This is a genomic window from Sphingobium fuliginis, assembly GCF_015074805.1.
GTDB lineage: Bacteria > Pseudomonadota > Alphaproteobacteria > Sphingomonadales > Sphingomonadaceae > Sphingobium > Sphingobium fuliginis.
Window position 1 is genome coordinate 2,422,098 of sequence record NZ_CP060035.1, and the last position, 18,737, is coordinate 2,440,834.

Here is an 18,737-nt window from a genome sequence, read left to right on the forward strand (position 1 = left end):
ATCCATGTCGTCAGGCATAGCGCGCGCGCGCGGCGGGATTGCCGGCATGGCGCAGCTCGTCATGGTTAAGAACGGCCGGATCGCCGGAATTTTTAGGGGCGAATGCGCTATTTTCCTGGGGACGCCAACGACCCTGTCCCTGCGATTGCGCCATGTTCTGGCCGTTGTTCGCCCATGCGTTCGCGCCCTGGGAACCCTGTTGCTGCGCGCCCTGCTGCTGGGAGGATTGCTGTTGATTGGCGCTGTCCGCCCGGGCCGCTTCCGCGACAGGAGGCGCGCGTTCGATCTTCACCTCGGCAATGCGCACCGCCGAAAGTCCGGCATCAAGGCGCAGACGGTCGCTGTCCTGGCGCAGCGCCATTTCGGCGGCTTCGCTGGCGACGGTCAGGCTGACCGCCGCGCCGTCGCTGCCCTGGCGGATGTCCACCTGCACGGCCCCAAGCTGGTCGGCGTTGATCTGGAACCGCCCCTGCGCACCGTTCGCGGACAGCCCGGCAATCTCGCGGGCGAGGCCGTCGATCCACTGGCCGGAAACGCCCATGTCGACGATCTGCGCGCCAAGGCTGGCGGACAGGTCGGCCGGCGGCGGCGCGACGGCCGACGGCACCGGCTGCGCGGAAACGGGCTGGGCGAGCGGCATCGGGGGCACGGCATCGACCGGGTCATGCTGGACGGCATGGGCCGGCACGGCATCGACCGGCGTGGCGGCCCTGCCCGTTTCGACGCGGGCCGCGAGCGGTTCCCCGGCGCGGACCGGCGTGCCCGGCTGGCGGGCAGCGACCTGATCGCGCACGAGCTGGAGCAGGGCGAGCGCCTCGGACTTCACCGGGGCGCTGCCGGGATGCGCAGCGGGAACCGGGCCTTCCGGCTGGTCGGCCGATGCCGCAGGCGCTTCAATGGCTGGCTGCACAGGGGCGTCCGCCACGGGAGTCGGTTCAACCGTCGACTGGGCGGGAACCGGCTGTCCGGCAGACTGAGGCGGCAAGGGCGCCGCTACCGGCAGATTCTTGCCGCGATCCGGCTTGGCGGGCGCCGTTTGCGCGACCGGGGCCGTCGATGGCGGCAGCGCCTGCGCCGGAACGCTTGGCGAGGCCGGCATCTGGACAGCAGCGACGACCGTTGCCGGAGCCTGTGCCGCCTCGGCCTGCTCCTTCGGCCTGTCGCTGTCGCCCGGCTCCGCTTCCACCGGCTCGTCGGCATGCTCCACCGCCGCGGCTTCGGGCAAGGCCTCCACCTTCTCCGGCTTGGTCTCCTTGCCGGGGCGCGGGGCCTTGGTCTGGGGATCGGGCGTCGCGACCGGCAGTTCCGGCCCGCCGACCTCGCCCTCTTCCATCGCGACCGGCGCCGCAGCAGGCATTTCCGCCGCGACCTCCTCAACGGAACCGCTATCCACCGCAGGGCCGGCATCCACCATAGGGCCAGCATCCACCGCAGGCGCCGTCTCCCGAACGGCGGCCTCGGCTGGCGCGTCGATCTTCCTCGCAAGTCCGGGCGGCAGCGGCAGCGAATCCTTGCGGTGGCTCTGCACCGCCCTCAATGCGTTGGCCAGACCGAAGGGCAAGGGGGAAGCCGTCTCGACCTCCGGATCGCCGCCATCGGCTTTGCCCGCCTTGGGCGGTGCGGGCTCCATGCCCTCGGCTTCATCCGCGGCCGCCGGGGCGATCCCTTGCGGCGGGCCAGCGATCCCCGCGCTTTCCTGCGCTTCGGGCAAAGCGGCCATCGTGCCGTTCAGCAGCTTGGCGAAATCCGCCGCCCCCTCCGCAGGCACGGCCGACGCAGCCGCGCCATCGGCGGGCATCGACGTCGCCGCCGAGGAAAAGAGCAGCGCCTTGAGGCTGGTCAGCATGTTCACGTCAGACATCTCCTGTCCTCTGCATCCGGCGATAGCGCGGCAGCGCCGCAAGCTTGTTCTCCCGCCATTCCTCCAGGTCCGCGCGGGCGCGATCCTTGAGCTTCACGGCGATTTCGCGATCCCGATTGGCCGCGAGGGAAAGGCCTTCCTTGACCTCCACCTTGCGGCGCGCATCGTAGAGCGCACCATCCAACTGGCGCCCCGCCTGTTCCAGACGGCCCGCCAGTTCCTGCATCGCTGCAAAATTCGCGCCAGTTGCGACGCCCTGCCCGGTAAAAAGATCGTTCCGCACATTGCGCAGCCGCTCGACATTGCGGGCAAGGCCCTCCGCCTCGTCGCGGGCGCGGGCGGTTTCGGCCGCGGCCATGGCATGCTGGACATGGCGGACGCGCAGCACGCGCTGGCGGCGGGCGACTTCGCCCTTCACGCGCCGAACTCGGCGATCAGGGCATGGGCGCTGGTGTCGAGGTCGATGAAGCTCTTCTGATCCTGACGAATGAAGTCGAGGACTTCCTGTCGCCGCTGCACGGCTTCATCGATCACCGGATCGTTGCCGGGGCGGTAGGCGCCCATCAGGATGAGGTCGCGATTTTCCTCATAGGCGGCCCAGAGGCGGCGATAGGCGGCGGCGGCAAGGCGATGCTCGTCCGGCACGACATCCGCCATGACGCGGGACAGCGACTTGCCGACATCGATCGCCGGGAAGATCGCCTGTTCCGACAGATGGCGCGACAGCACGAAATGCCCGTCGACAATGGCGCGGGCGGCATCGACGATCGGATCGTCCGTATCGTCGCCATCGGCCAGCACAGTGTAGAGCGCGGTGATCGACCCGCCAGTCCGGGCGTCGACGCCGGCGCGCTCCACCAGACGCGGGATCAGCGCCAGCGCGGAGGGCGGATAGCCCTTCATCGCGGGCGGTTCGCCCAATGCCAGCCCGATCTCGCGCTGGGCATGGGCGCAGCGGGTCAGGCTGTCGATCAGCAGCAGCACCTTCTTGCCCCGCGCCCGGAAATATTCGGCAATGGCGGTGGCGCGGGCCGCGGCGCGCAGGCGCAGCACCGGCGGATGGTCTGCGGGGACGGCGACGACGATGCTCTTGTGCATCGCGCCCTTCAATTTGGTCTCCAGGAAATCGCTGACCTCGCGTCCGCGCTCCCCGATCAGGCCCGCGACGACGATGTCGGCTTCGGCGCCCTGGATCATCTGGCCCATCAGCACCGACTTGCCGACGCCGGACCCCGCGATGATCGCGATGCGCTGGCCGCGTCCGGCGGTCAGCAGCGCATTCACCGCACGCACGCCCAGGTCGAACGGCTCGGTGACGCGGCCCCGGTCGAGCACATTGCCCTTGACGCCGTTCAATGGCCACGACCCGCCCGCGATGATCGGCCCCTTGCGGTCCAGCGGCTGGCCCATGGCGTCGATGACGCGGCCGATAAGGCCTTCGCCCACCTGCACCATGGTCGCCTGGGAATCCGGTTCGACCCGCGCCCCATTTTCCAGCGGCGCGTCGCTGTCGAGCGGCACCAGCAGCGTCCTGTCGCCGCGAAAGCCCACAACCTCGGCGCGGCAGACCGTCCCGTCCGAAGCGATCACCCGCGCGCCCGCGCCGATGGGACGGCGAAAGCCGGTGACTTCCAGCATGCCCGCATCATGGCTGACCAGCCGGCCGACATGGCGCGGCTGCCGGTTCTGCACCTGCATATGGTCGAACAGCGTTTCCGCCTGGGCCAGCGAGGCGCGGATCATCAGGCCTTGCCCTCCATATCGTCCAGCAGGGCGCGCAGGCGCGACAGGCGCACATCCGGGCCGTCCTCGACCCAGCCGTCGGCGGTTTCAAGGCGCACGCAGCCGCGCTGCATCGCGCCGTCGGGCACCAGCTTCACGCCGATGCTCTCGCCTTCCAACAGTTCGATGTCGTCGGGATGCAGGTGCAGCGCGCCCTTTTCGTCATTATCCTCGATGAAGGCGGCCACGCTGTCGCAGCGCTGGAGCAGCCGCTCGATGTCGATCTCGACCTCGCCCACGATCTGCTCCACCAGCCGGACCACGGTCGCGGAAAGCATGGTGGACAGCATGCCGCTGGGCGCCGGCGCCAGCAGTTCCAGCGCTTGGGCAAGCTGCTGGCGGGCCTGCGTCTCGGCCGCATGGGCTTCCGCCGTCACGCGGCTGCCTTCGTCGAAGCCCATGGCGAAGGCTTCGATCCGCGCCTGTTCCAGCACATCCTCTTCGCTTTCCGGAATGCTGTCATGCACCGGCTGGCCGGGCGCGGCATGCGCAGGCGCGAACAGGCTGCGGAAGCCGCCGCTCGTCACCTGTCCCATGCCGCCCAGCGGTATGCTGGCGACCTCCGCATTGCTCCAGAGCTTAGACAAAATCATTCCCCTTGCCGCCCAGCATGATGGTGCCCGCATCGGCCATGCGGCGCGCGGTGGCGATGATCAGCTTCTGCGCGTCGATGACCTCGGCCAGGCGGATCGGCCCGCGTTCCTCGATCTCGTCGGCAATGGCCTGCGCGGCGCGGGCGGACATGGAACCGAATATCTTCGCCTTCAGCATGTCGTTCGCGCCCTTCAGCGCGACCACCAGGATCGAACTGTCGACGGTGCGCATCAGCGTGCCCATATTCTTGTCGTCCATGTCGATCAGGTTGTCGAAGACGAACATCTCCTCCTCGATCGTCTGGGCGACCATCTTGTCCCGCTTGGCCAGCGCCTTGATGATGCGCTGCTCATTCTCCTTGCGGACATTGTTCATGATCGCCGCCGCCTCGATGGTGCCGCCACGCTGCGAGGCGCCGCCCTGCTTCTTGGCCATATTGCCGCGCAGCAGGAGCTGCTCCAGATCGTCCAGCGCCTCGTTCGACACGGGCCCCAGCGTGGCGATGCGGTAGACCACCTCTTCCTGATATTCGGTCGGCAGCAATTGCAGCACGTCGGCGGCGATCGGCGCCTCCAGATGGGCGAGGACGATGGCCATGATCTGCGGATGCTCCGCCTCGATCAGCACGGCGATCTCCTTGGCGTCCATCCATTTCAGCATCTCAAGCTGGGTGGAGCGGGTCGGCGGGGTGATGCGGGCGAGCATGTTCTCGGCCCGCTCCTCGCCCAGCGCCTTGGTCATCGCGCCGCGAATATGGCGGGTCGCGCCATAGCCGATGGTGGTGCGCTTCTTCGCCTTGGTGACGAAATGATCGAGCGCCTCATTGACTTCCTCGACCTGCACGTCGGCCACATCGTACATCGCATAGCCAAGCTGGCGCACTTCGTCCGGCTCCAGGCGCGAGAGGATCTGCGCGGCCTCATCCTCGTCAAACAGCATCAGCAGGACGGCGGCGGCGGCGCTGCCCTTCAGCGCCGTGGCGGTGGCGGCGTCAGGCATTTTCCTTCTTCCCTTCCTTCAGAAGGTCGCGGACGACCAGCGCCGCGCGATCGGGGTCCTGCTTCACGAAATTGCGGATCAGGTCGGCGCGCTGGGCATAGTCGTAAGTGGAGGAGATCATATCGAGCGTGACCGGCGTCGACCCATCCGGGTTGACCGTCGCCTGACGGGTGATCTCGGTCGAGATTTCGCGGCCGATCTTCTGGCCCTCGGCGGCGACCTGTTCGGCGGCGGCGGCCTGAGCGGCGGCGCGGCGCTTCAGCAGCGGCCGGCCGATGCCGAAGATCACCAGCAGGGCGACCAGCAGCGCGGAGACATTGCGCACCAGCGGCGACACCCATCCCGCTTCATACCAGGGCGCCTGAACCACTTCTTCCTTGGCGAAGCTGCGGGCGGAAAGGGCCACCACGTCGCCCCGCGCCTGGTCGAAGCCGACCGCCCCCTTCACCAAAGCCTCCAAGGCCGCGATCTCCTGCGCCGAACGCGGCTTGCCGTCGGGCCCGTTGTCGAGCGCGACCGCGACCGACAGGCGCTTGACCGTGCCGATGGCGTCCCTGGTCACGGAAACCTCGCGGCCCAGTTCGAAGCTGCGGTTGAAGGTTTCCTCGGTCTTCATCAGCGGATTGGGCGGCGTGCCGGGCTGGGCTGCGGTCTGGGCGCTGGTGGCGCCCTGCGCGACGGCCTGGCCATTGGGATTGGTCTGCGTCACGGTCGGATTGACCGGCGCCTGATTGCTGAGCGCGCCGGGAATGCCGCTCGCTTCGCCGCCCGCGCCCTGACCGCGCGGGTCGGATGCCCAGGTGCCCTGTTCGCTGCGAAGACGCGCTTCATCCTGCGGATAGGTTTCGCGGGTCGCCTGCCGCTCCGCGAAGTTCAGTTCGGCATGCACTTCGGTCGAGAATTTGCCCGCGCCCAGAATCGGCGTCAGCAGCGCGATCACCGACTGGCGATAGCGATCCTCCATCCTGGTCTGGACGGCCAACTGGCGGTCGTCGGCGGCGTTGCTGTCGTTATTGCTGAGCAGACGGCCATTCTGATCGACGACCGATATGTCCTCCGGATTGAGTTCCGGGATCGACGAAGCCACCAGATGCACGATGGCGCTGACCTGCTGGTCGGTCAGCGACCGGCCGGAGGCAAGACGCAGCATCACCGATGCGGAGGGCTTGGACCGTTCGCGCAGGAAGACGCTGGGCGGCTCGACCGCAAGGTGGACCTTGGCGCTCTCCACGCTGTCGATCGCCTCGATGGTGCGGGCCAGGTCCATTTCGCGGGCGGAGCGCAGCTTTTCGCCTTCCACCGCGCGCGATGCGCCCATGGGCAGGCTGTCGATCATGCTGTTCCCGTCGGGCGCGCTCTTGGGCAGGCCCTGGGCGGCGAGCATCATCTTCGCCTTGAAATAATCGTCCTCGCCAACGGTCATGCTGCCCGAATTGTCGAAGTCGTAGCGGATGCCGTTCTGGTCCAGCACGCTCGCAACCGCCGATTTGTCGGCATCGGGCAGGGCACGGAACAGGTCGCGCTGCGGCGGTTCGCGCAGGGCGAGCCAGGCCGCGCCAGCGGTCGCGACGACGCCCAGCAGGCCCAGCAGCGGCAGGCTCTTCGCCACGGCGGGCTGCTTCATGAAGCCGGTGAAGCGCGCCTTCAGCGCATCGACGCCCTTCGCGCCGCCCGGAAAGGCAGGGCTGGTGGCCGGGAGAGCGGCGGCGCCGCCGACGGAGGGGGTGAGTGCGTTCTCGCTCATATTACACCGGCATGCTCATGATGTCCTTGTATGCGGACAGCAATTTGTTGCGGACCTGAAGGGTGGCTTCGAAGCTGACGGACGCCTGCTGCTTGGCCAGCATGACCCCGGCAATATCGGTGGTTTCCCCCCGTTCGAACGAGGCGGCTGCTTCGCCCGCCTGGTTCTGCAGGCCGTTCACCTGCTCCAGCGCCGATTTCAGCGCGTCGGTAAAGCCGCCCGGCGCGGTTGCGCCATTGGTGCCGACCGCGGAGCCAGGGCCGACATTGCCGGTCTGGGCCACGTCGCGCAGCGCCGCGTTCTTCTGGAGGATGGCGTTGCGGATCGCCATCACGCTATCGGTCGGAGAAATTCCGGACATGCCCTATTCCTCCTCAGGCCGCCGCCCGCTCGCGCATCTCGGCAAGCCGATAGCGCAGCGTACGTTCGGAAATGCCCAGCTTGCGGGCGGCGGCGGCGCGATGGCCATCCGTTTCGCGCAGGGCGGCGCGGACCGCCTCCAGCTTGCTGTTATGCGCCACGTCGCGCAGCCGGATCGGATCGGCCGGCGCCAGGACCTGCTCCACGATGCGCAGTTGCGGCGCGCCGGTGATGTGCAGGTCGTCGGCATCGATACGGTCGCCGTCGCGAAGGACCACGGCGCGCTGAAGGACATTGCCCAGCTCGCGGGCGTTGCCGGGCCAGACATGGCCGGTCAGCTTTTCCAGCGCCGCGGCGGTCGGCCAGACGAAGGCATCCTGCTGGCGCAGCAGCATGGCGGCGGCGATGGCGGCGATGTCGCCCGGACGCTCTGCCAGCGGACGCAGCTCCAGCGGCATGACATTGAGGCGCCAGTATAGATCCTCGCGGAAGCGGCCGGCAGCGACTTCGGCGGCAAGGTTGCGGTTGCAGGCCGCGATGATGCGGACATTGACCGGAACCGGATGAGTCGCGCCGACGGGCAGCACCTCGCCTTCCTGGAGGGCGCGCAGCAGCTTGGCCTGAAGGCTGAGCGGCAGTTCGGCGATTTCGTCGAGGAACAGCGTGCCGCCGTCCGCCGCCAGGAACAGGCCCTCGGACGCATTGGCCGCGCCGGTGAAGCTCCCCTTCTTGTGGCCGAAGAGCATGGCTTCCATCATGGTTTCGGGCAGCGCCGCGCAATTGACGGCGATGAAGTCGCGGGTCACGCGGCCCGACTGGGCATGAAGGAAGCGCGCCATGCCTTCCTTGCCGGTGCCCGTATCGCCCTGGATCAGCACGGTGGCGTCGCTGCGCGCCACGCGGCCGGCCAGCGTCATCAGCCGCGTGCTGCCGGCGTCGCCCACCGCAGGAACGGCAGCGGGACGGGCCAGCTCCGCGATCAGCGCGAAGGCGAAACCCATATCCTCAAGGCCGAAGGCGACGCGGGCAGGCAGGCCGTTGGCGGCAGGCACCAGCGAGGGCAGGCCGTCGATCAGGTTGATCAATATGTCGCGATGGGTCGCATGGCCGATTTCGGTGGCCAGCAACACGCGCCGGTCTTCCCGCTCGCGCGGGCTCTGGGCGTCCACGATCCGGACGGTAAAGAACGCATTTTCCAGCCAGTGCTGCAGGCCCGGAACGAGCGCGCAGACTCCTCGGCTCACGTCCAACGATGACATGAACTTGTCCCCATGTTTTGGCCGGCTTGTGCCCCCGCACGCCCCTGACCCCTTCGATGGGGTGAAACTGCCCGACTGTGGTTAGCATATGGTTAATGCGGCAAACCCCTTGCCGCATAACGGCAATTTTTTTCCGCCGGCGCGGAACTTTTCGCCGCTTCATGGATATATCGGCCCCCGCAAAGGGGCTCGAATGCCCTGTTTACGGGCCTTTTCAAGAAAATAGCAGAAAAAATCATCCCCGCCCTAAAAGCTTTTTTTCCGGTGCCGTTATCCCCTTTCGAGGCCGCAAGCAGCCTGATGGCAGCGACCTGAACGAACGAAAGGGTATCAAAATGACTGTTATCGGAACCAACTCCTCGGCGCTGCGTGCATCCAATGCTTCGGCCCAGGCCAGCAAGGCGCTCAGCACCGCGATGGAACGCCTGTCGACCGGCAAGCGCATCAACAGCGCGAAGGACGACGCGGCCGGCCTTGCCATCGCATCGACCATGACCTCGCAGATCCGCGGCATGACCCAGGGCATCCGCAACGCCAATGACGGCATCTCGCTCGCCCAGACGGCGGAAGGTGCGCTGGGCGAAGTCAGCAACATGCTGCAGCGTATGCGTGAATTGACCGTCCAGGCGCTGAACGGCACCAACGACACCAATTCGAAGGCGAACATCACCTCGGAACTCGACCAGCTGTCGACCCAGATCAACAGCGTGATGACCAACACCAAGTTCAACGGCATCTCGCTGTTCCCGACCACGGCGGCGACGATCACGATCCAGGCCGGTTCGACCGCGGCCGACTCGGTCTCGCTCTCCGTCGGCGGCATCGACCTCTCGGCCGTCGTCGGCGCCAGCGCCGCCACCGTGAGCGGCTCGGCTGCGACCACCGCCACCCTGGCGCTCTATGACACGGCGCTTCAGTCGGTCTCGACCGCCCGCGCCACGCTGGGTTCGACGCAGAGCCGCCTCGAATCGACGGTCAACACGCTGACGGCCAACGTCACCAACCTGACCGACGCCCGCAGCCGCATCGAGGACGCCGACTTCTCGGCCGAAACGACCGCGCTCGCCAAGCAGCAGATCCTGAGCCAGGCCTCGACCGCGATGCTGGCCCAGGCGAACCAGAGCCAGCAGGGCGTGCTGAAGCTGATCAGCTAAGCTGCGACACTCAGATTGACCGGCTGGGGTTTTGGTCACCCCGGCCGGTCATGCCGCCCCCGGCGCATTTACAGTCCCCACCGCGCCGGGGGTAAAAACTTCGATGAAACGACCAGCATAACGAAGCCTCCGTCCCCCCGGGCGGAGGCTTCATCGCATTTGTCGATCGGCCGGTTTCCAATCAATGCGGGATCGAAACACTTGCATTGGCGGTTGTCACACCCATGATGACGGCCATGACCAACAATTCTTCGACAGGAATCGGACGCCGCGCAATGATCGCGGCATCCGGCGCTGCGCTGCTGCTGCCGCATTCCGTGCTGGCCCAGAACCGGGCCGAGGCCTTTTCCTGGACCATGCTGATCGCCCGGGCACAGCGCCTCGCCCGCGGCGCGTTCATGGTGACGCCCTTCTTCCCCGGCGCCGACAGGATCGGCTATGATGCGTTCAACGAGGCGCGCTTCCGTGACGAGCGGACCATCTGGAACGAAAGCGGCGACGATACCGGCATCCGCCTGTTCCCCCTGAGCGGCACGGTGCAGCAGCCGGTGGAGATCGCGCTGGTCGAAAAAGGCCGGGCGACGCCGCTGCGCTACGATCCCGCCATGTTCGACGCGCCGCCGGGCAATGCGGTGCGCGCATTGGGGCCCGATGCGGGCTTTGCCGGCTTCCGCATCATGAATCAGGCGCGGGACGGCGACTGGCTGTCCTTTCTGGGCGCGACCTATTTCCGCGCCCCCGCCGAAAGGCAGTTCGGGCTATCGGCCCGCGCCGTCGCCATCAACACCAGCATCGCGGGGAAGGAGGAATTTCCCCGCTTCACCCATTTCTGGCTGGAGCGGACCGGGCGCAGCAGCGTCACCGTCTATGCGCTGATGGACAGCGCATCGCTCACCGGCGCCTTCCGCTTTGCCAATGAACTGACGCCGCAGGGCGTGCGGCAGGATGTCGACGCCGTGCTGTTCACGCGCAAGGCGATCGCGGAACTGGGGCTGATGCCGATGACCAGCATGTTCTGGTACGATCAGGCCGACCGGCGCACCCGCACCGACTGGCGGCCGGAAATCCACGATTCCGACCTGCTCTCCATCGCCGGCGCGGATGGGACCGTCCATTGCCGTCCGCTGGTCAATCCCTCCGCCCCCCGCGTCGATGTGTTTGAGGAGCGCAATCCCAAGGGCTTCGGACTGCTCCAGCGCGACCGCAATTTCGACCATTATCAGGATGACGGCGTCTTCTACGAACGGCGGCCTTCCCTGTGGGCGACCAGCCGCAAGCCGCTGGGCGCCGGACAGGTGCGGCTCTATGCCTTTCCGACCGACAGCGAATATACCGACAATGTCGCGGCCTATTGGACCCCCGCCGCGCCCACCCGCGCGGGCAGCCGGATAGAGGCGAGCTATCGGCTGGACTGGTCCGCCGCCCGCGCCCCCGCTTCCGCCGGCCTTGCCACGGTGGAGAATATCTGGACCGGGCAGTCGGGCGAAGCCGGGGTCGACCGTTTCCTGGTCGACTTCGCCGGCGTGCCGACCGGAAGCAGGCCGGACATATGGGTCGATCTTGCCGGCGGAACGCTGGTCAAGAAGGCCGGCTATCCGGTCCTGCACCAGAAGGACATGTTCCGGATGGTCCTGGATATTCGTCGGGACCGGGGCAGGCCGACCGATATCCGCGCCCAGCTCAGGGCTGGCAATCGCCCGTTCAGCGAATATGTGCATTACCCGCTGGGCGCGTGAATTAAGGGCGACAAGGGAACCAGCCGGGTTCAAGGCGGTTCTGGTGACGGGTTTCGAGCCCGTGAAATCTGGCGAAACGAGTCGGGCATGAAAGCAACGGGTGGCGTGCACAGCAACAGGACCGGCGGAATGGCGACCGCCAGGGCGTTCGAGCATCTTCCCCCGGAGAGGCCCCTGGCCATGCCCGCGCAGGATTTTTCCGCGACCCCGCGCGACCTGCCCCACCGTCCGTTCAACATCGACCTCTGGGCCCGGCGCACCCTGGTGGTGCTGCTGGCGCTGCTGCCCGCCTCCATGGCGGCGCATGAGATGCGGCGTTCCATCGGCCTGGACGGCATTTCGGCATGGGAGGGCGTCTATCTCGCCCTCTTCATCCCGCTCTTCGCCTGGATCGCCTTCGGCTTCGCCACCAGCCTGATCGGTTTCCTGCTGCTGACCATGGGGCGCGGCCCGGGCGTCCGTCCCTATCGCGCGCGGTCGACGGCGCCGCTGCGCGGGCGCACCGCCGTGCTGCTGCCTGTCTGCAATGAGGATTTTCAGGGCGTGCTCGGCCGCCTGTCGATCATGGAGCGCTCGCTGGCACAGGTCATGGGGGGCGAGCGGTTCGAATTCTTCATCCTCTCCGATTCCAACCCGGAAAATGGGGAGAAGGAGCGCGCCGCCTATCTGAAGATGCGCAAGGGCTTTTCCCGCCCCGTCCATTACCGCCGCCGCGCACTCAATGTCGGGCGCAAGCCGGGCAATATCGCGGAATGGGTCGAACGCTTCGGCGGCGCCTATGACTATATGATCGTGCTGGACGCGGACAGCGTGATGAGCGGCCAGACCATGGCGCGGCTGGCCTCGGATATGGAGCGGCATCCGCATGTCGGCCTGATCCAGACCGTGCCGTCGATCGTCGGCGCGTCGACGCTGTTCGCCCGCTGGCAGCAATTCGCCAGCCGCCTGTTCGGCCCCATTTCCGCCGCCGGCATGATCTGGTGGTCAGGGTCGGAAGGCATGTTCTGGGGCCATAATGCGATCCTGCGGACCAGGGCCTTCGCGCAGAGCTGCGGCCTGCCCGAACTGCCGGGGCGCGCGCCCTTCGGCGGGCATATCATGAGCCATGACATGATAGAGGCGGCCCTGCTGCGCCGTCGCGGCTGGGACGTGCATATCGTCATGGCCGACGACAGTTTCGAGGAATTTCCCCCTTCCCTGCCCGATCTCGCCACCCGCGACCGCCGCTGGTGCCAGGGCAATATCCAGCATATCCCCCTGCTCTCGAAGATCAGGGGCATGCACCCGGTCAGCAAGTTCCAGCTCTTCGTCGGGGCGTCGGCCTATTGCACCTCGCCGCTGTGGCTGGCGCTGATGCTGGTGGTGCTGGGCGGCGCGGTGGCGGGCGTCTGGCCGCCGAGCGCCATATTGCCGTCGGGCGGGCTGCTGGCGCTGACGGCAGTGCTGCTGTTCGGGCCGAAGCTGCTGGCGCTGCTCTGGGCGCTGGCCGATCCTGCACGGCGCATCGGTTTCGGCGGCGGAGTGCGCATGATGCGCGGCGTGATCGCGGACATCGCGCTGTCGATCCTGATGGCGCCGATCAGCATGCTCACGCAGACGATCAACCTGTTCGGCATATTGATGGGCCGCAAGAGCAGCTGGAACGGCCAGACCCGCGACCGCGACGGCATGCGGATGCTGCCGGCGATCTGGCTGTTCAAATGGCATATCCTGCTGGGCATGGGGCTGACGCTGCTGGCGGTCGAGTCCGATACATCGCTGGGCTGGATCGTGCCGGTGGCGGCAGGTCTGGTGCTGGCGCCCTTCTTCGCGGCCTTCACGGCGCGCAAGGATTGGGGCAGCCATGTCGCGAAAAGCGGGCTGTTCCAGGTGGCGGAACCCTGGTGGCGGATGCAGAATTACCAGAAGACGCGCTATCGGCAGTTGCAGTTGGACAATGCGCCGATCAAGGACTTCTCCAACGCCGCGAACGACAGTTAGTCGATCCTGAAACACCGTGTTCCTGCGCAGGAGCACGGCACGTCTGAAGGAAAGCGAAGGGACTCAGTCCCAATCCCGCAATTTCTCGCGCAGCCTGTCCAGCGCGGCCTTCTTGATCTGGCACACCCGCGCCGCGCCGATGTCCAGCGTCGCGCCGATCTCCTCCAGATTGAGTTCCTCGACGAAATAAAGCTGAAGCACCAGCGCCTCCCGCTGCGGCAGGTCGCCTATGCATTTGGCGAGCGCGGCTTTGAGCGATTCCCGCTCCATCACATCGTCGGCGCGATCCTCGACATCGGCAAACCACATGGACTGGTCGGAATAGACCTCGTCCATGCTGCTATGCTGCACCATCTCGCAGCCATCCGCCACTTCGCGATAGGCGGCGGGGTCCAGCCCCATTTCGGCGGACATCTCCGCCTCCAGCGGCGCACGGCCCAGCTTCTGCTCCAACCGGTTGCGGATGGCCCCTAACTGCTTGCGCTGCGACATGGCGGAACGCGTCATCGTCGCATGGCGGCGCAGATGGTCTATCATCGCCCCGCGCACGCGCATCTGCGCATAGGAGGCGAAGCCAAGGCCCCGATCCTCGAAGCCATTGGCTGCCTCGACCAGCGCAACCATGCCGATCTGGAGCAGGTCCTCGATCTCGATGGCGCTCGATACCCGGCCATGGACATGCCAGGCGATCTTGCGCACCAGCGGCATATATTGGCGCGCCAGCCGTTCGGGCGAATTGGCATGGGCGGACCGGCCATAGGTGTTGGCATCGGAACCGGCGACGACCCTATTCATGAACATCGGTCAGGCTCCTCAGGCAACGCGTTCGCGTGTCGGCAGGGGGTCGTGGCGCGGCGCGGGCCGCTGCTCGCCGCCGACCACGGCGACGACTTCCACGCCCTTGCCATCGGGAATTTCGAGGAAGGACAGCACCGGCGTCTCCGGCAGATGCGGCTTGAACAGCCGGGCCAGCGCGCGGCGGGCCAGCGGCGAGGTGACGATGGCGAAGTTGCGCGCCTGCCCCAGCAGCGGACGGGCCGCCGTGACCACCGCCTCTATGATGCGGTTGGCAAGGGCGGGTTCGATCGGGTGCCGGGCATCGCCCGCGACCCTCATCGCCTGCGCCAGCAACGCTTCCAGATCGCCGTCCAGCGTGATCACCGGCAGCGGCATCTTCACCGGCACCAGCCCCTGGATGATCAGCGAACCGATGCGCTGGCGCACCGCTTCGACCAGTTGGTCCAGCGTCATGTCGGGCCGCGCCGCGTCGACCATCGCCTCGCAGATGCGGCGGAAATCCTTGAGTGGAATGCCCTCCGCCAGCAGGGCGCGGCAAAGCGCGCTGATCTGCGTCAGGTTCAGCAGCCCCGGCGTCAGGCCGTCGACCAGTTGCGGCGCGGCGTCCTTGAGGTTGTCGAGCAGCTTGCGCGCTTCGTCCAAGCCGAACATCTCGCTGGCGTTCATGGCGATAAGCTGGTTGAGATGGGTGGCGACCACCGTCGGCGGATCGACCACCGTATAGCCCGCGACCACCGCTTCGCTGCGCTTGGCGGGCGAAATCCAGACGGCGTCGAGGCCGAAGGTCGGGTCCTTCGCCTCGCGGCCGGACACCGTTCCCTCCAGCGCGCCGCTGTCCAGCGCCAGCAGGTCGTCGGGGAAAATCTCGTCCTCGCCCACGACGACGCCGGCGATGGTGATGCGATATTGGTTCGGCTCCAGCGCCAGATTGTCCTTCACGCGGACCATCGGCACGACGAAGCCCAGTTCCTTCGAAAGCTGGCGGCGGATGCCGGTGATGCGGGCCATCAGCGGCGCGCCCTTGCGCTCGTCCACCAGGCTGATCAGGCCATAGCCGATCTCCAGACCCAGCACCGCGCCGTCCGACACGTCGTTCCACTCGATCAGCGCGGGATTGGGCGGCGGGGCGGCGGCTTCGGGTTCGGCGGCCTTGCGCTGGCTGGACTTGCGGAGGTGCCAGGCGATGCCGCCCGCCACCGCGGCGGCGGGCAGGATGATCATGTGCGGCATGCCGGGCAGGATACCCAGGAAGGTCAGGATCGCCGCGACCGGCATCCAGGCCTTGCCCGAACCGAACTGGCTGGTGATCTGGTTCGACAGATCGTCCTCGCTGCCGACCCGCGTCACGATGGCGGCGGCGGCGATGGAGAGCAGCAGCGCCGGAATCTGCGCGACCAGCGCGTCGCCGATGGCCAGGATGATATAGGTCTGGGCAGCTTCCCCGATGCTGAGCTTGTGGCTGACCACGCCCAATATGATGCCGCCAACGATGTTGATGGCCAGGATCAGGATGCCTGCGACCGCATCGCCCTTCACGAATTTGGAGGCGCCGTCCATCGATCCGTAGAAGTCCGCCTCGGTCGCCACTTCACGGCGGCGGACCTTGGCCTCTTCCGGGGTCAGCAGGCCGGCGTTCAGGTCGGCGTCGATCGCCATCTGCTTGCCCGGCAGGGCGTCCAGGGTGAAGCGGGCGCTGACTTCCGACACGCGGCCCGCGCCCTTGGTGATCACGACCAGGTTGATGATCATCAGGATCGCGAAGACGAAGATGCCGACGACATAATCGCCGCCGATCAGGAAATGGCCGAAGGCCTCGATCACATGGCCCGCCGAATCGGTGCCTTCATGCCCGTTCACCAGCACGACGCGGGTCGACGCGACGTTCAGCGCCAGCCGCAGCAGCGTCGCGAACAGCAGCACCGTCGGAAAGCTGGAGAAGTCGAGCGGTTTGGCGGCGTTCAGCGCCACCATCAGCACGGCCAGGCTGATCATGATGTTGGTGATGAAGCCGACGTCCAGCATGATCGCCGGCACCGGCACCATCATGAACAGCACGACCATCAGCGTCGCAATGGGCAGCACCGCCCCCTTGGCGGCGCTCATCCAGATCTTCGCTTTGACTTGGGCGGGAGTCATATCGGGCCGTTACCTTCCGAGGGTGGCGAGCATGAGATAGGCGAGGCGCGCCGTCTGCGGTTCGGGCCGGACGGTGACGTCGGCGGCGGTCGCAAGGCGCTGGGTTTCGATCCGCACATAGTCGGCGGGCTGCACGGTCTTCGCGCCGGAGGGCAAAGACGCATCGGCATATTGAATGTCGCCGCCGCCGACCGAATCGAAGCCCTTCTGGAGCTTGGCGGCGAAGCGGTCGCGGATTTCGGCGAAGCTGCGGGCGTTGCCCTGCCTGTCGTAGAAGATGGACCGGTTGGCGCGGGCGGCGGCCGGGAACATCCCGGCGGCGGCGGCATTGGGCACGCGGTCGTTCATCGACAGGAACCTGCTGGCCCCGCCGACGCCCAGGAAATGGGCCATGTAAAGGTCGACCGGTTCCGCCTCGCGGCCCAGCCGCTGCTCCAATGTGGCCTTGTTGTCAGCGGCATGTTGGGCGGCCATGACGGATGCGGTTTCGGGATGCTTGCGCAGGTCCAGTATCTGCTGGCGAAGGTCGGGATCGGCCACATAATAGCGGCCATTGCTGCCCCGGCTGATCGCGTCGGCGGCCCAGCCCAGCCCATATTCGCCGCCATGCTGGTCGATGACCGCCAGCCAGCTCTGGTCGACGAACTGGTAAAGCCCGGTCGCGGAGGAGGTGGTCGCGCGAGCGGTGGGATTGAGGCTGCTCTCGATCTTCGCCTGCCCCAGCAGATAGGCGAAGTCCACGCCCGTCCGCCGGCTGGCCATGGCGATCGCGTTGGTCACGCGATTGCCCGTCGAAGCGCCCGTTGCCGCCCCCGTTCCTGCGATGTCTGCGAAAGCCGACACTGGTTCGATCAATCCCCGTTGGTACCGGGGGTCATTAGAGCAAGTGACGTGCCAAGATTTGGTTAACGCGCGCTCATAATTTGATTTTCGGGAATGGAGCCTGCTCCGGTCAAATCAAGCCGCGCCCACCTGCTCCTGCGCAGGCAGGAGCCCAGTCCGCCGTCAGTGGAAAGCAAAAAGGGCGCCGTAGCGGGCGCCCTTGCAACGTCTCGGAGGGTCGGATTTTCAGCGCCCGTAAACCAGAGGCGCCGTTTCCGCGCCGCGCGCCGCGAGTATCGCAAGCCGCTGATTCGCATGGTCCACGAGCAGGTTGGTACGGATCCGCGCCGATTCCATCAGCGGCTGGAGCGCCCTCAATCGATCCTTCACCGCTTCGTCGGACCGCCATACGCCGATGGCGCGAACAGCGGACGCGGCTTTGGCGATCCGCTGCGTCGCCGCTTCGATCACCGCCGCATCCACGCCGTCCAGTGCCCCGCGCAGCTCTTCGAAAGCCGCGCCCAACTCGTCCAGCGCTGCAAGACCGAGCGGCATGGGGTCAACCGGCCGCCGGCAGGTCGAGCGCCAGCATGCGATCCGCGATCGCCGCCGGATCGACGGGGTAATTGCCGGAAGCGATGGCCGCCTTGATCGCGGCGACGCGGTCCATGTCGACCGGCGCGCCTTCGGCCGCCATGCGGGCGACGGGGCTTGCCGAACTGGCCGAAGAAGCGGAAGTCGCGGCCGAACCGGTCGAAGAAGCGCGCGTCGTCCTGCCGCCTTCCTTCAGGCGGGCTGCCTCTATGGCGGCGCTGATATTCTGGCCGACAGACTTGATCATCGTTTCAATCCTTCATTCGTCCCGCACAGTCTATATACGGCCGGGTTCAAAAATTGTTAAATCCCGGAACACGAACAATTCCCATTTCCACGACCTGCGCCAATATCGGCGCGGATTTCCTGTCTTCCCGCACGCGGATCGTCTCGCCCACGGCGCCGTCCTCGTCCGCGACCATCATGCGCGAGACGCTGAAGGCCGCATTGCCCGCCATCAATTGCACCGGGTCGCCCTTCTTGACGGCGGCCTCCCTGGGCGCCGCCCGCGGCGCAGGGGCGTAGCGCGCCACCGGCCCGGAAGCGGCAGCGGCGCCGCCGGCCACCAACGGCACGCGGATTCGCCAGCCTAACGCATCGCACTTGACGATGGCGGCGCCAAAGACAGGCCCGTCCACGCTGGGCGTCGCCGGACAGGCGGCCAGCCGCAAACGCCGGTCGACCGGCGCGATCGGCCCGCCCGGTTCGCCCAGATTGGCGCCGACGGTCATCGCGACCAGACTGTCGATCCGATCCAGATTCTCGAACTTCTGCTGCGCCAGCGCAGGATCGGACGCTGAAACGGACAGCGCCAGAAGCAGGATCTTGGGCAAATTCGTCACGGTATCTCTCCGAAAGCGGACAGGATTAACCATGAATCACGCAAAATTCGTGCCATATAATGGACGCTGCTGCGGG

At 66.9% G+C, this 18,737-nt stretch carries 17 protein-coding genes; 3 read left to right on the forward strand and 14 right to left on the reverse strand.

Translation table 11 applies throughout. From position 1 onward, the window contains the following. Positions 1-10 precede the first annotated feature (10 nt). The 8 genes from H5V43_RS11630 to H5V43_RS11665 are packed head-to-tail and all read right to left on the reverse strand — an operon-like array spanning position 11 to position 8,599. The gene (locus H5V43_RS11630) at positions 11-1,861 is read right to left on the reverse strand and encodes a flagellar hook-length control protein FliK (RefSeq protein WP_193666667.1); all 1,851 of its coding nucleotides are present in this window, start codon (positions 1,859-1,861) and stop codon (positions 11-13) included. Next, complete coding sequence (locus tag H5V43_RS11635; protein ID WP_025548561.1) at positions 1,854-2,279, reverse strand: hypothetical protein; 426 nt, start codon at positions 2,277-2,279, stop codon at positions 1,854-1,856. The genes H5V43_RS11630 and H5V43_RS11635 overlap by 8 nt, the downstream gene beginning before the upstream one ends. Further along, on the reverse strand, positions 2,276-3,604 hold the full coding sequence (locus H5V43_RS11640) for a FliI/YscN family ATPase (protein WP_025548563.1): 1,329 nt from the start codon (positions 3,602-3,604) through the stop codon (positions 2,276-2,278). Before H5V43_RS11640 ends, H5V43_RS11635 begins: the two co-directional genes overlap by 4 nt. Further along, positions 3,604-4,236, reverse strand: coding sequence for a FliH/SctL family protein (locus H5V43_RS11645; protein ID WP_037482187.1), 633 nt, complete (start codon positions 4,234-4,236; stop codon positions 3,604-3,606). The genes H5V43_RS11640 and H5V43_RS11645 overlap by 1 nt, the downstream gene beginning before the upstream one ends. After that, positions 4,223-5,236, reverse strand: a complete 1,014-nt coding sequence (gene fliG, locus H5V43_RS11650) for a flagellar motor switch protein FliG (protein WP_025548566.1) — start codon at positions 5,234-5,236, stop codon at positions 4,223-4,225. The genes H5V43_RS11645 and fliG overlap by 14 nt, the downstream gene beginning before the upstream one ends. Then, complete coding sequence (gene fliF, locus H5V43_RS11655) at positions 5,229-6,980, reverse strand: flagellar basal-body MS-ring/collar protein FliF (protein WP_025548567.1); 1,752 nt, start codon at positions 6,978-6,980, stop codon at positions 5,229-5,231. Before fliF ends, fliG begins: the two co-directional genes overlap by 8 nt. A gap of 1 nt (position 6,981) precedes the next feature. Beyond that, positions 6,982-7,341, reverse strand: coding sequence for a flagellar hook-basal body complex protein FliE (gene fliE / locus H5V43_RS11660; RefSeq protein WP_025548568.1), 360 nt, complete (start codon positions 7,339-7,341; stop codon positions 6,982-6,984). Between the two features lie 13 nt (positions 7,342-7,354). Beyond that, on the reverse strand, positions 7,355-8,599 hold the full coding sequence (locus H5V43_RS11665) for a sigma-54-dependent Fis family transcriptional regulator (protein WP_025548571.1): 1,245 nt from the start codon (positions 8,597-8,599) through the stop codon (positions 7,355-7,357). Between the two features lie 335 nt (positions 8,600-8,934). On the opposite strand from H5V43_RS11665, the gene H5V43_RS11670 reads away from it, so the two are divergent. The 3 genes from H5V43_RS11670 (at position 8,935) to mdoH (ending at position 13,469) form a co-directional block, all read left to right on the forward strand. After that, positions 8,935-9,753, forward strand: coding sequence for a flagellin N-terminal helical domain-containing protein (locus H5V43_RS11670; RefSeq protein ID WP_025548572.1), 819 nt, complete (start codon positions 8,935-8,937; stop codon positions 9,751-9,753). Between the two features lie 224 nt (positions 9,754-9,977). Beyond that, positions 9,978-11,489, forward strand: a complete 1,512-nt coding sequence (locus H5V43_RS11675; protein ID WP_025548574.1) for an OpgD/OpgG family glucan biosynthesis protein — start codon at positions 9,978-9,980, stop codon at positions 11,487-11,489. Positions 11,490-11,576: 87 nt separating this feature from the next. Beyond that, positions 11,577-13,469, forward strand: coding sequence for a glucans biosynthesis glucosyltransferase MdoH (gene mdoH / locus H5V43_RS11680; protein ID WP_061936564.1), 1,893 nt, complete (start codon positions 11,577-11,579; stop codon positions 13,467-13,469). A gap of 63 nt (positions 13,470-13,532) precedes the next feature. Here the strand turns inward: mdoH and H5V43_RS11685 are convergent, their stop codons facing one another. From H5V43_RS11685 to H5V43_RS11710, 6 genes are all read right to left on the reverse strand, one after another. Next, a complete protein-coding gene (locus tag H5V43_RS11685) occupies positions 13,533-14,270 on the reverse strand; it encodes a sigma-70 family RNA polymerase sigma factor (protein WP_025548576.1) in 738 nt (245 codons plus the stop codon). A 12-nt stretch (positions 14,271-14,282) separates the two neighbouring features. Continuing rightward, complete coding sequence (gene flhA / locus H5V43_RS11690) at positions 14,283-16,403, reverse strand: flagellar biosynthesis protein FlhA (RefSeq protein ID WP_025548577.1); 2,121 nt, start codon at positions 16,401-16,403, stop codon at positions 14,283-14,285. 9 nt (positions 16,404-16,412) lie between these two features. Beyond that, positions 16,413-17,246, reverse strand: a complete 834-nt coding sequence (locus tag H5V43_RS11695; protein ID WP_025548579.1) for a lysozyme family protein — start codon at positions 17,244-17,246, stop codon at positions 16,413-16,415. 225 nt (positions 17,247-17,471) lie between these two features. Beyond that, on the reverse strand, positions 17,472-17,780 hold the full coding sequence (locus H5V43_RS11700) for a hypothetical protein (protein WP_025548580.1): 309 nt from the start codon (positions 17,778-17,780) through the stop codon (positions 17,472-17,474). Positions 17,781-17,784: 4 nt separating this feature from the next. Then, positions 17,785-18,066 (reverse strand): flagellar biosynthesis anti-sigma factor FlgM, encoded by a 282-nt coding sequence (gene flgM, locus H5V43_RS11705; protein WP_025548582.1) that lies wholly within the window; start codon positions 18,064-18,066, stop codon positions 17,785-17,787. A gap of 46 nt (positions 18,067-18,112) precedes the next feature. Beyond that, positions 18,113-18,661, reverse strand: a complete 549-nt coding sequence (locus H5V43_RS11710; protein ID WP_025548583.1) for a flagella basal body P-ring formation protein FlgA — start codon at positions 18,659-18,661, stop codon at positions 18,113-18,115. Positions 18,662-18,737 lie beyond the last annotated feature (76 nt).

Coding starts and splice junctions, on each gene's coding strand:
- H5V43_RS11630 (WP_193666667.1), bottom strand. CDS start 1,861: ATGTCTGACGTGAACATGCTGACCAGCCTCAAGGCGCTGCTCTTTTCC.
- H5V43_RS11640 (WP_025548563.1), bottom strand. CDS start 3,604: ATGATCCGCGCCTCGCTGGCCCAGGCGGAAACGCTGTTCGACCATATG.
- H5V43_RS11645 (WP_037482187.1), bottom strand. CDS start 4,236: ATGATTTTGTCTAAGCTCTGGAGCAATGCGGAGGTCGCCAGCATACCG.
- fliG (WP_025548566.1), bottom strand. CDS start 5,236: ATGCCTGACGCCGCCACCGCCACGGCGCTGAAGGGCAGCGCCGCCGCC.
- fliF (WP_025548567.1), bottom strand. CDS start 6,980: ATGAGCGAGAACGCACTCACCCCCTCCGTCGGCGGCGCCGCCGCTCTC.
- fliE (WP_025548568.1), bottom strand. CDS start 7,341: ATGTCCGGAATTTCTCCGACCGATAGCGTGATGGCGATCCGCAACGCC.
- H5V43_RS11665 (WP_025548571.1), bottom strand. CDS start 8,599: ATGTCATCGTTGGACGTGAGCCGAGGAGTCTGCGCGCTCGTTCCGGGC.
- H5V43_RS11670 (WP_025548572.1), top strand. CDS start 8,935: ATGACTGTTATCGGAACCAACTCCTCGGCGCTGCGTGCATCCAATGCT.
- H5V43_RS11675 (WP_025548574.1), top strand. CDS start 9,978: ATGATGACGGCCATGACCAACAATTCTTCGACAGGAATCGGACGCCGC.
- mdoH (WP_061936564.1), top strand. CDS start 11,577: ATGAAAGCAACGGGTGGCGTGCACAGCAACAGGACCGGCGGAATGGCG.
- H5V43_RS11685 (WP_025548576.1), bottom strand. CDS start 14,270: ATGTTCATGAATAGGGTCGTCGCCGGTTCCGATGCCAACACCTATGGC.
- flhA (WP_025548577.1), bottom strand. CDS start 16,403: ATGACTCCCGCCCAAGTCAAAGCGAAGATCTGGATGAGCGCCGCCAAG.
- H5V43_RS11700 (WP_025548580.1), bottom strand. CDS start 17,780: ATGCCGCTCGGTCTTGCAGCGCTGGACGAGTTGGGCGCGGCTTTCGAA.
- flgM (WP_025548582.1), bottom strand. CDS start 18,066: ATGATCAAGTCTGTCGGCCAGAATATCAGCGCCGCCATAGAGGCAGCC.